General features: G+C 43.8%; 9 protein-coding genes. All 9 read right to left on the bottom strand.

The genetic code is table 11. From position 1 onward, the window contains the following. Nucleotides 1-192: 192 nt before the first annotated feature. A complete protein-coding gene (locus V6C11_RS02835; protein ID WP_333529565.1) occupies nucleotides 193-1,302 on the bottom strand; it encodes an FkbM family methyltransferase in 1,110 nt (369 codons plus the stop codon). An 18-nt stretch (nucleotides 1,303-1,320) separates the two neighbouring features. Further along, nucleotides 1,321-2,571, bottom strand: a complete 1,251-nt coding sequence (locus V6C11_RS02830) for a glycosyltransferase family 4 protein (protein WP_333529564.1) — start codon at nucleotides 2,569-2,571, stop codon at nucleotides 1,321-1,323. Further along, complete coding sequence (locus tag V6C11_RS02825) at nucleotides 2,568-4,094, bottom strand: glycosyltransferase (RefSeq protein WP_333529563.1); 1,527 nt, start codon at nucleotides 4,092-4,094, stop codon at nucleotides 2,568-2,570. The genes V6C11_RS02830 and V6C11_RS02825 overlap by 4 nt, the downstream gene beginning before the upstream one ends. A 195-nt stretch (nucleotides 4,095-4,289) precedes the next feature. After that, on the bottom strand, nucleotides 4,290-5,435 hold the full coding sequence (locus V6C11_RS02820) for an FkbM family methyltransferase (RefSeq protein WP_333529562.1): 1,146 nt from the start codon (nucleotides 5,433-5,435) through the stop codon (nucleotides 4,290-4,292). Between the two features lie 31 nt (nucleotides 5,436-5,466). Further along, nucleotides 5,467-6,354 carry an NAD-dependent epimerase/dehydratase family protein gene (locus tag V6C11_RS02815; protein ID WP_333529561.1) on the bottom strand — a complete coding sequence of 296 codons (888 nt, stop codon included), beginning with the start codon at nucleotides 6,352-6,354 and terminating at the stop codon, nucleotides 5,467-5,469. Between the two features lie 6 nt (nucleotides 6,355-6,360). Further along, complete coding sequence (gene rfbG / locus V6C11_RS02810; protein WP_333529560.1) at nucleotides 6,361-7,443, bottom strand: CDP-glucose 4,6-dehydratase; 1,083 nt, start codon at nucleotides 7,441-7,443, stop codon at nucleotides 6,361-6,363. A 1-nt stretch (nucleotide 7,444) separates the two neighbouring features. Beyond that, nucleotides 7,445-8,224, bottom strand: coding sequence for a glucose-1-phosphate cytidylyltransferase (rfbF, locus tag V6C11_RS02805; protein WP_333529559.1), 780 nt, complete (start codon nucleotides 8,222-8,224; stop codon nucleotides 7,445-7,447). A 31-nt stretch (nucleotides 8,225-8,255) separates the two neighbouring features. Further along, a complete protein-coding gene (locus V6C11_RS02800; RefSeq protein WP_333529558.1) occupies nucleotides 8,256-11,351 on the bottom strand; it encodes a glycosyltransferase in 3,096 nt (1,031 codons plus the stop codon). 88 nt (nucleotides 11,352-11,439) lie between these two features. Next, nucleotides 11,440-13,353: a flagellin N-terminal helical domain-containing protein gene (locus V6C11_RS02795; RefSeq protein WP_333529557.1), complete on the bottom strand. Its 1,914-nt coding sequence runs from the start codon at nucleotides 13,351-13,353 to the stop codon at nucleotides 11,440-11,442. Nucleotides 13,354-13,647 lie beyond the last annotated feature (294 nt).

Raw genomic sequence — 13,647 nt, 5'->3', positions numbered from 1 at the left:
AATTGTATACGCTGGATGGGGCTAAATATAAATGACGTTTTGAATGGAATCACAGTCTCTAATTTTGTTCGTTCCTTAAAATATCGTGTGCCTTTTTGAGCTTTCATGTAACAACCTGTCCCTTCAATTGGTTTCTCTTTATTCCGTGAATTGTCATATCGTTAATCGCTTTTGTTTTTTGCTCCGACAAAGTTAGACAGCATAAAGTACGGTTTCTATATAAGATTCGCTGTAATGACGCAGATAAAACTGATAATCTGTCCGAAACTCCTTGAGAATGCAAGGTAATTCGTATAAATCCTCAAATTTATGATAAACGCACAAAGCAAGTTGTGGTTTATGTGTCTTGATAATATTTTCTGCTCCCAGCAATGCCTGTTTTTCAGCACCTTCAACATCCATTTTAATGAAAGTCGGTATATCCTGTTTGTTTGAAAAAAAAGTGTCAAGTGATGTAACAGCAATCTCAATATCCCCATCTTCTACTATAGCACCAGCCTTTGCAGCAGGGAAAAATCTCAAAATTGCGTCTTCACTCCACACTCCTTTCTGCGTAATAGAAATCCTGTCGCTCTGTAAATTACATTTTGCAATACTTGTACTATCTGGTTCGAATCCATAGATATGCTGATATTTCCCTCTTGCTCGACGGATAAATTCTTCAGCGGTATCTCCCGCATAAAAGCCGCAGTCCACGAAAACTTCCGATTCAGTCAATTGAACTATTCCAGATTCAAAATACTGATTATCATACGGCGCATGCGGCATTGCTTCCCAAAGCAATAAGTGACGGATTCTATCCAGCAGCACCCGCTTTGAGCTATCATCTGAAAGACAGTCCCATAACACTCCATACCGCTCTATATGGGGGAGGGGATCGTCCTCCTTTTGAATAGTCTCTAATATATAAACAGGTAAAAGAAGTTGCTCTGGCGTTATCACCGTTCCTTGAAAACCGGTTTCTATCAGCTTTACTCGGATTTGGTCATAGTAATAGGCATTATGGTTGGATGTTCCCATTACCACTATCCTATTCGTATAGCTTGCATTCAACTCTTCTGGCACAATTAATGGAATGCCTGTCGTTTTATCTATGCCGCTGCGAAATGTATCACAAAAAGCCTCCGCTTTGATCCCCTGTTTCATCAGATACGAATAAAGAATTTGTCCCAAATTACCTGATCCATAGATAACAAAAGGATTTTTGCGAAGTGTGTCTAGAAGATTGTCTAGTCTTTTCCTATTTTCCCCTGCTATATATGCTTTCTTAATCTGAGTCAATTCTGTATAAAAGTTATTCATTATATTGGCATCCTCTCTTTACTCTCTAAGTTGTTTTGCCCAAAGAGCCAACCTTCTGTCTTCCGGAAAATAGGCATGATAATGGCGGGGAGATCCTTTGGTAGGTTCATGGAAGATGAGACCCGAATCCCCGGCGCGATCCATAAGAAAACAATCCTTGTCAGCATCCACACAGGACAAAAACCAATCGGCCGGCATATCACCGAAAAAGTCGGCAAAACAATGTATTCTTTTAGGCTGGTAACTTGCCCGGCTGCACCGCTCCCAAAAGCGCTCCCGGTTTGGTTCGACAGCAAAACGGGAAAGTATATCCCGGCAAGCTGCTTGTCCCATTTGCACTGCAAACTCCCTGTCCGCATAAAGCCGCCAGATTGCCTTCCTATAGTCCTCCGGATTTTCAACCAACAACCCGGTCTTACCGTTGCTGATAATAACGCTTTCCACACACTGATTGAGAGCCACCACTGGTAGCTCTGCCGCCATCGCCTCCAACAGTGCATTTTCCGTAGCGCCAAAATGCTGCGGATTTAAGAGATACCCGAACATATCCATGCGGGATAGTAACTTAGGAACATTATTAACTTGTCCATAAAATGAAAACCGATCAGCAATCCCCTTTCGCCTTGCGACAGCAAGAATCTCTGTTTGGGTAACAGGACTTCCCACCATGGCAAATTCAACGTTTGGCACAGTAACTGCGGCGCAGAAATCCACAAAATTAGGGTGCAGCTTGCAAAATCCATGTGTCCCAACATACCCGATGACAAATTTGTCATGCGGCGCTCGCTTGAGCCCAGCAAATTGTTTCAAATCCCCCAATCCATATACCACGTCAAAATGCTCGCTGATATACTTGGCCCCCATTTTTTGAATCTGAGGCAACTGCAAGCTATAAGGCGAAGCAAAAATAACCTGATCGAAGCGTTCTAAAAATTCAGGGTTGAGCGCGGGAAAATAATTGCCGGATACATGGCACCAAAGCATGCTCCGGATGGGGATGACTGGAAACTCAAACAAAAATCGGGTCAGCGCGGGATGATGCGTCCAGTTAAATACTACAATATCAGCTTCCGCTATTTCTCGCCTAATTTCGCCTTCATCGGTTGCAAAAAAAACACGGAAACCTTCCTGCTGGACTTTAGCAAGTGAGCTTTTATCAATTGGTTCCTCTAAAAGCAGGATGGACTGCTCTCGTCCGCAGGTTCCCAAACCAGCGTAGGCAGAACCAATGCCTCCTCCCATATGCACGGCGATATGCAGAATTTTCATAGCTGCCGCCTTATGGCCTTAATGCAATAATCTTTAATACACAACCGGTTTAGTGTTGCCTGATCGGAATCTGGGTTAGCCGCCTTTAGCTTATTCATCAAAAAATTCTGATCGGCTACGGATAGACTTTCCAGGTCGGCAGAAACAGTGCAATCAACCGCACCGAATAGCTTCAAACATGCAAGGATTTCGTTTAACGGTGTATTCGCAGGCAAATCAGGATCAGACGCTACTTCTATGCCGACAGAGCGCAAAAACGCGCAATAATTATCGGTATTACGGACTTTAAACAACAGCATGCCACCAGGTTTGAGAAAACCATATAAAGTTTGTAAAAGTCTAACTGGCATTGGATAGGTATTGACAGGTTCGCCGAGTACAACAACATCAAATGCATCGTTCATATAATGCTGCTGGATGAAGTCAATTCTGTCACACGTAACTTCGTCACACGCCGTCTGTAAATCAAGATAATACTTCGCAGCCGTTGTGAAGGCATATGACGTAACATCTTTAGTCCCGCGCCGTTTCAGGCGGTTGCGTATCTCTAAGGCAGGAGTGCCGCAGCGCACATCAACGGTCATGGCCTTCACCTGGTTTGGAAGACGGGCAGAGTCAAGAGGTGCGAGTAGCGTCAGCTCGAAATTGCTTATATCATCCCACGGATCGATACCATGATATTTTTCACGGTAAACGGCTCGCCCACTTTCCAGGCTCGCCTTAAATGCCGCTGGATCCTTATCCTCTAGATTGCGGAAATCATGATCGTGACAAACCCAAGTATCACGGCAAAGGACAAGCTTGTAACCCATGCGCCGTATGCGGGCGCAAAGGTCATCTTCAATAAAATCATGCGAGTAAGCGGCATCAAATGTACCAACATTATCTAAAACCTCCCTGGAAAAAAAGCTAATTACGCTGATAAGCCGTAGCCGCTCCTCCCATTTTGCCGGGTCGCTTTGATTGAATGCAGCGGCTTTTTTTTGCATATCATCAAAATCAGAAAACCTTAGCTTGACTTCCTGAAGATTGGACACATTAGAAGAAACAGGCTCAACAAAACCAATCTTTGGATCAGATTGGTAACACTTCAACAAATTACTTAACCAATTCCGGGTTACATAGACGTCATTAGGTATATTAACAAGGTATTTGCCTTTAATAAGGCTAATGTAATATCTATAGGGCAAAGCTGCTCCTCTGTTTTGGGTCATATGAATAATTTTTTTATTTCTGTATGGCACTGACTGAAAGAACTCCAACGTCCCGTCATCACTGCCATTATCAACCAATATGAGTTCGTAATCCACATCCTGGGTATATTTCAGAATACATTCCACGCAATATTTAGTCTTATTTAGACGATTATATCCCTGAACAACAATAGAACATGTCGGCACATCCGGTTTGTCATACATAAAATAAGCGTTTTTACGGTTTTTCCATATATCATCAGATGGCGAAGGCGGTATCAGCGTATCCGAATTAATAACAATTGGTTCAATATAGTAGTCGTTATTCACTGTTTAATTCCTCCCTAAATTCGGCTCATCCAACACTTGTCTTTCTCAGACTTCCACGCACTTCTTAATCCCTTCCGTCAGGGCAACCTTGTGCCGACATGCGGCTCCATGACCTCCCGACGGCGGTATGGCCGTTCGCCCCAGCCGATATTCAGCCGTTGACCGTTTGATACAGAAACACTATTATTTGTATCACTATTTCCAGCAATACAAAATTGTTTCAAGCATTCTTGGTGAATGGTGTCTTATTGCCATTTTATATTCAGGCACCAGCGAGTGAATGTATCGCGGTATTTCAAACAAATCCTCTGGCTTATGGTAAATACTAATTGCCAACTTAGGTTTGCACCTCTTTATCAAATTTCTGGCACCCTTCAACATACTTAACTCAAATCCTTCAATATCAACTTTAATCATTGACACTGTTTCATCGCCAATATAACTATCCAATGAATACACCTGTACATCTTCGTCCGCTGCCCCTTGCACTAAACCAAAATGACTACCTGACGGGGATTTGCAATTATACGAGTAGGACAAGAATGAGTCAGTTTCTCCTAGCCCCGCTCTCACTAACCTAACCTTTTTAGGGTCAAAGCCCCATTCTTGACTCAGTCTTACTAAACGGCGCTCCATAGCTTCAAATTGAATCTTACCCGGCTCAAATGCATATATTTTCTGAAATACTCCAGTTACATTCCAAATAAACCGTTCTAAAGTATCACCAACGTACGCTCCTGCATCAACAAAAACTTCTTGTTCCATCCCTAAAAACTCCGGTAGAGAAAAGAATTCATCGCGCTCCATTACTTCACGACAATACTTACTTGTTCCTAATAACATAGACTTTAATACAGCTACTAATACGTTTTTAGAATGATCATCTTCTAACAGTTCCGAATAGACAAACCTTATTTCACTTTGCATTTTGGCCACCACATAGGCATCAAAAGAAATATGGGGTATTGATAACTGCTGCAATTGCTCGGATATCTCACGGGTGTAATGCTTAGCCGTTATAACAACCAAAGGATTGTCAAGTCTTGCTAATTCTTCTGGAGAGATTATCAATATACCATCTAAAAATGAGCCCTGTTTACTGGCATCATTATCACACCAAAACTTAACACTCACATTATTTTCATTAAAATATTGCTGAGCTAATTTACCTGCCAAACCGGTACCAAACAAAATGATATCTTGTTTGTTTGCTCTTACTTGCAGATCATTAGGAATATTTAGCGTCTTAATAATCCCAGTAATGCAATCCCACTTTGTTTTAAGTCCATATAAGCCCTCAGCTTGGGCAAGAACGTCGCCACTCATATCATCAATCTGCATAACAGTAACTAACCTCCAAAACACATCTTCATTAGACTCCCAAACACCTCTTTATCCCATCCACCAACCCAATCTTTGCCTCCCAGCCTGGCAACCTTGTATCGACATGCGGCTCCATGACCTCCCGGCGGCGGTATGGACGCTCTCCCCAGCCGATATTCAGGCGTTTGCTACTGACCATTTCGTACAGAGCGGCGATTTCACGCAAGGTATACAGTTGGTCAGGGGCAATGGTATATGACGGCATTTCGTCTGTCGATAAATCTTTAGTATATTGTCCCGCCAGCAAAAAGGCATCCACCACATCGTCAATATAGACAAAACCTAAACGCTGCTGGCCGGGCGACATGGCAAGCCGTTCGCCACTAGAGGCTATTCGCTTGAATAATGTAAATAGCTTTGGCCTAGGATCATTGGGTCCGTAGGTGTCTAACAGCTTCAGGGTAATCATTTTTAGCAACCCTACCCGGACATAGTAAGCGGCCAACGTTTCGAAAGCCTGCTTGGTTGCCGCATATAGATTGACCGGATTATAGGCCTCCTGCTCAAAATGCTGCCAAACCGTCCCAGTATTAACAAGCTGTCTGACTTCGGTTGCCGCCATGGCTTCCAATAACTGCACGCCAAGCAGCAAATTGCTGTCCAACAGTTCCTTTATATCCCAGCTATCATGCTCGGCCACAAACTTAGCAGCCAGATGAAAAACTATCTCAGGCTGGGCTGATTGAAAAATCTCTATCATTCCTGCCGTTGTGCCGTCATGCCGGTGAATGACAACAGGCAGAGCACTAATGGCAGATTGCTCTATTTGTGAAGCAGCACGGGTAATTATATGTACTTCGACACCATTTTTTATCAATCTTTTTACCAAATTTGAGCCAATAAAACCGGTAGCCCCGGTTACAAACACCTTGTTCATGTTATTTCAACCTCGCAATTGCAGTACATGTTCGTATTCCTTAATCTGTTCCACAGTAAAGGAAAACATATCCGTATAGGAGTGGTCATAATACCTTTTATACCATTCAACCGTTCTTTTTATGGCCTCACGACAGGAGAAAACTGGCTGCCACTTTAGATATGCCTCGGCTTTGCTGATATCAAGCTTCAGCAAGGTGGCTTCATGGGGCTGCTTAAGTGCTTCTGTTTCTACGCTTCCCGTTCCCCACTCCTTGATTGTCAGCTTGAGAATATCCTCCACTGACAAAACATCGGTATCTCGGGGGCCGAAGTTCCAGGCGCTGCCGTACTTTTCCGGCTCATCCAAGAGCAGCGCTCCTAATAAGAGATAACCAGAAAGTGGTTCCAGCACATGCTGCCACGGGCGGGTAGAGAACGGGTTTCTGATCCGAATGGGGCGATTATCTACCACTGCCCGAACAAAATCCGGTAACAAGCGATCAACCGCCCAATCACCGCCGCCAATAACATTCCCGGCCCTAGCCGAGGCCAGACCGATCCCGCTACCAGTGAGAAAGCTGCTGCGAAAGGCGTTCACAACAAGTTCCGCGCAGCCCTTGCTGGCGCTATAGGGGTCATAGCCACCAAAGGGGTCGGTTTCCCGATAGCCGTAAACCCATTCCCGGTTTTCATAGCATTTGTCGCTTGTAACCACAACAATAGACTGGATCGTCCCGGTATGTCTGGCTGCTTCCAATACATTAACTGTACCCATGACATTGGTCTCAAAGGTTTCCTTTGGCTCAAGATAGGAGTAACGCACCAACGGCTGAGCGGCTAAATGAAAGATGATTTCCGGCTTATAGGTTTTGAATACTTGCGTCAAGGCGGCTTGGTCGCGCACATCGGCTTCGATACTGATGATATGCTTGTCTAAGCCGCAAGCGCGGAACATGGCCGGTTTTGTTGGAGGCTTACGCGCATAGCCAATAACCTTGGCTCCCAGGGTTGTGAGCCATACTGACAGCCAGGAACCTTTAAAGCCGCTACAACCTGTTACTAATACCGTCTGTCCGGCATAGGCTTTCTTCAAGAGTTGAAAATTCAAGCTATCTCCACACCTTCCACGGCGCTTTGCCGCTGTTCCAGTGGTATTCCAATGCGCCCTTGTCTCGTTGCGTGTCCATACATTGCCAGTATCCATAATGCCGGAATACACCCAATTGGCCATCCGCGCTTAATCGCATAAGTGGCGCCTGCTCAAAAGGCATCATATCACCGTCGATATAGTCAAATACTGCCGGTTCCAGCACCATAAACCCTGCATTAATCCAGTTGGTATCTTCTTTTGCTTTCTCCCGAAAGCCGACGACACAATTTTTGTTCTCGTCCAAATCTAGAACTCCATAGCGTCCGCTGGGCTGAACTGCGGTAACTGTTGCCAACATCCCAGAGGCTTTGTGCTGTTGGAGCAAGGCGCTGATACCGATATTGCCTAGGCCGTCGCCATAAGTCATCATGAAGGTTTCATCGCCAATATAAGGCTGGATACGCTTGATACGCCCGCCGGTCTGGGTGTTAAGCCCGGTGTCCACCAATGTTACCTTCCACGGTTCTGCGATGTTGTTATGAATGGTCATCTTGTTTCCATTGGTAAAGTCGAAGGTCAAATCGGAATTATGCAGATAATAATTTGCAAAATATTCCTTGATAACAAAGGCTTTGTAGCCACAGCATATGACAAACTCGTTAAAGCCAAAGTGGGCATAATATTTGAGAATATGCCATAGTATCGGCACACCGCCAATTTCGATCATGGGCTTCGGGCGCAAATGAGATTCCTCGGATATTCTCGTACCCAGCCCACCAGCCAGAATAACTACCTTCACTTTGTAGGATCGCCTCCATAACCGTTCACTTTTAACACTTTCGAGCAAAAACTTCCATGTAACCATTGTTTCGTTTAGACATAGTGTAATTAATTAATTTGAATCCATGTTCTTTAAGTAATCTATCTAAAGATTCTTTAGAAAAATAATTTAATATTCTTCCAGATCGCACAGTCCAGTTCTTATCCTTCATTACCCTGGCGTAACCACTTTCAAAGTTTGGTGTTTCTATATAGAGCAAGCCATCCGTATTTAAAAGTTTATCTATCTTCCGAAGAGTATCTCGGGGTTCCGGCATTTCTTCTAAAACACATCCCAGCGAGATTACATCATATTGGTTATTTTCCTCGAAGTTTTCCAAGGTACAATTATAGACAGCAGCACCTAGGGTTTTACCACTAAGCTGTGCTAACTGGTCTATTGGTTCAATGCCAGATACCTCAAAGCCATGTTCCAATGCAACAGCGATAAATTTACCACTACCGCTGCCGATATCTAAAAGTAAATTACCTTTCGCCAAGGAACAAATTTCCCGCATGGTTTCCTGGTAATGGATTAATTCCCCGGCCATACCTTTGATCAGGGATACCGCTTTTTCCTCTTCCAACTCATAGGAAACTTCTTTAGGCATCTGGGCTGCAAATAGATGGTTGCAGGAAGCACAGTATCGCCAAACCTTAATCGCCGAGTGTTCGGAGGAAAACTCGGGATGAAGAATGGTGTTGTAGACCGCCTGCAGCCCAGCCAAACTGCCGCACAGCGGACAGCTTTCCACCGGCTTACTTTCGAGTGGCTGATAAATATAATGCCGGTTTTCGTTGGCTTGATCGGCGATCAAGGTTTCGGCAAAGGTGGCATTAACGGCAAAAGCCTGCTCATGACAATATAAAGACATGGCCGGATTGTGCAAGCGGGTATAAATTTCGCCTAGGCGGTAGTAGTGGATGTCTTTCTTAAACTCCTGCCGCAGCAGACGGAGAATGATGGTATGGGCGCTGATGTCCATGTCTTTTTCCAGATATTTTTCGGCCAGAGCAAAGAGGGTATTGAGTATCAAGTCCGGTAGTTTGACGGTGTCCGGTTTGGTTAGTTCCTCCAATGTTTCTTGGGTCAGGTCTTGGATTTTCTGCAGATCGTCAGCGGCTGAAATATCGCTGACTTTGCCTGTCCGCACCATATCAGTAAAGGCTACATATTCTTTAAAAATAGGTTCATATTTATCATATAATTTTTGTGCCTTGAGAGTAATAAGATCATCCGGACTAGCTTCAATCATTTGCTTGAGATAGATAATTATATTGCGATCTATATCAATGTGCTTGCTTTCGAGGGCTGTTTTAAAGTAATCTACCGACTTGGCATAGTCTTTCACTAAATAATAGCTAAAGGCAAGCAGTTTTTTCATTTGGGTCTTAAAGTGTTCGTCTTTAAAATCGTGTAAATATTTTTGGGCCAAAGCAATGGTTTTTAGGTTATCTTTATAGGTAACATAGCACTCCATAATGCCGGCGGCCACTGCCATGGGTTGTTCCGTAAAGAAGCTTTCCAGCTTGGCCAGATCCTCGGCTTGTCCCAGATAAAACATATACCGATATAACTGTAAATAGGCGGAAATCTCCTCCTGGGAGGGCATTTCCAGCTGTTGGTCAGTAAGATATTTATTGAGAATGGCGGCAAAGGCAGGACTTAGGGAGGATCGGTATTTTTCATAAAGATCAACCCTCTTTTTACATAATATCGCCAAAGCAGCAAAATATCGGTCGTCTTCCTTGCCTGCATTAAAATAGGCGGTCATGGCGGTCTCTACAGCAGTTTCTTCTTGGCCCACCAAAATCATAGCACAATAGGTGGTTTCATCCTGTCCTTCAAATTCTTGGTTATATTTCATGGCGTAGTATAAAAAAACCTTAGACAGCCGGGAAAACATGAGTTGCTTGGCTAAAAACTCGACATGATCTTTATTCTTGATGTCATAGATACTATTTAAAAAGACAATGATATCTTCCGCGGACTGATCCCTAATCAACTGCAGCAGTTCTTTAAAGGGGTCATCCTGCAGTGGTTTTTCCTGCAGGGATAATACAAGGTGGTCAAAAGCGATCTCAGGCTGATGCTTTGCTTTATAAATCTCGGCCAGATGCCAATAGGCTTCCGGCAGCGACTTATCATAGGAATTCATATAAGTACTCTTATATTCTTTATGCAACTCAATCGCTTTTTTAAAAAACTCCAAGGACTGATCAAAGTCAAAGTTGTGGTAATAAATAGCTTTTAAATGATAATGGATCGGTAATTCCGGATATTTTTCGATTGCACCTTCGATGTCTGCCATAATCTCCCCGAAGGTAAATTTACCCAGGTTATTTCGTTTAATACTAATGCCGTGTTCATAAATACCAACCAGAACATTTGTCAATGAAATGACCTGTTCACAATCTGGCTGCTGAAAAAACAGTTCATAAAACTTTAAGGCTTCCCTGTAATTCCCTATCATAGCATTTTCCCGGCAGAGGTAAAAATAGGTAGCCGTCTTCGCTTGGCCGCTACGATAAACATCGTACAAAATTTCTAAATTGCGGCGTGATTTGCCTACGATCTTGCCCTGGGAGTAGCCACAGTGATAGATCTCCAATTCCTCCAAGGTCGCCGTCTGAACAGGCCGATCATTTATTCTGATGTCTTCATGTATTTTCCCCGCATATTGTATCCCACAAGCATTTTTAAGAATTCTGACAGAGGAGTTTTTAGAGCTGATAAAACCAGTCGTCTCATCAACATTGCACAAAATGGTTTTAATTGCCGCTACGTTCGGTAATTTTTCTACCTTGTTCAGGACTTTAAAGATGCGGTCGTCACTTAGCTTGGGGACAAACCATTCGTCCGCATCAAGAAAAATGATCCAGTCTCCCTGGGCCTGTTCAAGAGCAAAATTTTTGGCGGCTGCAAAATCGTTAATCCATTCAAAGTGTAAGACCCTAGCACCTAAGCCTTCACATATCTCTACCGTATTATCAGTGGAACCGGTGTCTACAATAATAATTTCATCAACCACATCCTTATAACTTTCAATGGACCTGGCTATATTTTTCGCTTCATTTTTTACTATTGAACAAGCTGATAACCTCATCTTTAAAATCCTCCGCATGGTAAATATTAAATTACTTAGTAGATAAAAAACGGGGGCAAGCCCCCGTTTTTTAATCAATAAATGCCTATTATCTGAGAAGCTGCAGTACACCCTGAGGTTGCTGATTGGCTTGGGCCAGCATGGCCTGAGCAGCCTGGGTAAGGATGTTGTTTTTGGTAAACTCCATCATTTCCTTAGCCATATCTACATCGCGGACACGGCTTTCAGCAGCGGTAAGGTTTTCAGAGGTAGTACCCAGGTTATTGATGGTGTGCTCCAGACGGTTCTGGTAGGCACCCAACTTGGAGCGTTCCTCTGATACAGTCCTAATAGCATTGTCAATAACAGTAATAGCCGCAGAGGCCTTTTCGGTTGTACTGATGTCAAGGGCTGCCTCGTTTAAGTTTTTATCCACACCGGTGGCACTTACGCCAGCAGTCTTGGTAAAGGTAGCTTTCTCTGCACCTTCTTTAATTTGACCAGTGGCAGAGAGATTAGCACCGCCGCTGATGCCCAGAGCTTTGGCGCGCATATCGCGGATATCAATGGCAAAGAATTGCCCTTCGTTGGCACCTACCTGGAAGATGGCTTCAAACTTGCCGCCGTTACCTCCAGCAGAGCCGGCAAAACCAAAGTAATCTTTGAAGGCTTTTAAGGACTCTTCATTCTGCTCAGTAGCCGTAAAAGTAATTATGCCATTAGCCGCTTTTGCATCAATTTGTCCGGTAGGATCAGTCGTTTTGCCATATGTTCTCTCGTTAATTTTCTCCTCAAGTTTTTTTGCTAACTCTTCAGCGGTAATATCCTTGAGCGCCTTAGGTTTACCATTACTATCCACAAGCTCGTTCAATTTAACATACTTGGTGACAGCGGTATCCAGCTTGGAGGAATCGTTGGTAAAGACATAGTCAGCTCCGCCAAAATTAAAGCTGCTGCCATTTACATCAAAACCGGTTTTGCCGGTAAAATCAAGGGTGGCTTTAGGCTGAGTTTTGGTTACTTCGACACGTCCGACATTGTTGGTTTGCATAGCGAAGGTTCTCTCATCAAAACCTATCGGTACCTCGGAAGTAAACTTAATGGTATCGCCTTCACGCTGAGCACCAAGATTTCCGGTAGTGCAAGCTATACCCTCAATTGTTAATTTTCCGGTACCATCATCAAAATTAGCTGTATACAAATCGCTTATTTTATGAGCATTATCCACTGTATTATTCGCTGATAACAACTCTCTAACCGCCTTTTCTAAAGCTGCTCCCAGACTGGCGGCCTCTACGTTTTTCTCGGCATTAAACTTAATAAAATAAGAACTCGTGTTATCTGCTGACCCTGTAGCAATAGCATCGCCTGCAGTTGCTACCCCAGTAGCGCTGTTCGCAGCTTGCAAGGTAATGGTCAGCTTCTTGCCATTAACTTCAAAGGTAAATTGGGCACCATCTGCCTTAGAAGCATCAGCGGCTAAAATACCGTTGGCGCCAACGGAAAGTTCCATTTTTGCTGTAACGCCTTCTACCGCATTCATACCACCTTCTATGACCGCCTTGGGAATAGGACCACCAGCATTAGCAGCAGAAGAAGAAGCACTGCCGCCATTGATCAGCTTCATGGTGTTAAACTCGGTGGTGTTGCCAATTTTGTTAATCTCAGTGGTTAGCTGGTTAATTTCAGCCTGGATCTTTTCACGATCATCCTGCGTGTTGGTTCCGTTGGCTGCTTGTACAGCCAATTCTTTCATCCTCTGTAGCATGGAGTGGGTTTCTTGCATGGCACCTTCTGCTGTTTGAATTAAGGAAATACCATCTTGGGAGTTTCTGTTGGCTTGATCCAGACCGCGAATTTGGCTTCTCATTTTTTCGGAGATCGCCAGACCGGCAGCATCGTCACCGGCTTTGTTAATTCTCATACCGGAAGATAGTTTTTCTAATGAACGGGAACCTGCAGCGTTGTTGTTGCTCAACTGACGATAGGTGTTTAGGGCAGCAATATTATGGTTAATTCTCATCCTTCATTCCTCCATGAATATATTTTCTTACCGCATCCTTGCGGTAAAAGCTTGATCCGGTCGGCCGCCCGGAATTTTGCCTTATGTTAGTTATTTCGGTAGATATTTCGATAAGTTTAGGACTAATTAACCTGTTTTTGTGTTTTATATTAAAATAAAAATGCTCAGGGTCGAGTAGAGCAGGGCTCTTTAACTTAGGAGGCTGCTGCTCTATGGTTAAATTGGCCCTGGTACCCTCACAGAACCGGACGTGCCCAATTAAGGCATACGGCTCTTCATACTACCATTTACTTG

The sequence above is a fragment of the Desulfotomaculum sp. 1211_IL3151 genome (assembly GCF_036763075.1).
GTDB lineage: Bacteria > Bacillota > Desulfotomaculia > Desulfotomaculales > Desulfotomaculaceae > Desulfotomaculum.
Note: the sequence above shows the minus strand (reverse complement) of the source record. Positions and strands in the feature narration are given on the sequence as shown.

Bases quoted from the DNA above. Each gene is read 5' to 3' on its own strand.
- V6C11_RS02835 (WP_333529565.1), bottom strand. From the start codon at position 1,302: ATGAATAACTTTTATACAGAATTGACTCAGATTAAGAAAGCATATATA.
- V6C11_RS02795 (WP_333529557.1), bottom strand. From the start codon at position 13,353: ATGAGAATTAACCATAATATTGCTGCCCTAAACACCTATCGTCAGTTG.
- V6C11_RS02820 (WP_333529562.1), bottom strand. From the start codon at position 5,435: ATGCAGATTGATGATATGAGTGGCGACGTTCTTGCCCAAGCTGAGGGC.
- V6C11_RS02830 (WP_333529564.1), bottom strand. From the start codon at position 2,571: ATGAAAATTCTGCATATCGCCGTGCATATGGGAGGAGGCATTGGTTCT.
- V6C11_RS02800 (WP_333529558.1), bottom strand. From the start codon at position 11,351: ATGAGGTTATCAGCTTGTTCAATAGTAAAAAATGAAGCGAAAAATATA.
- V6C11_RS02815 (WP_333529561.1), bottom strand. From the start codon at position 6,354: ATGAACAAGGTGTTTGTAACCGGGGCTACCGGTTTTATTGGCTCAAAT.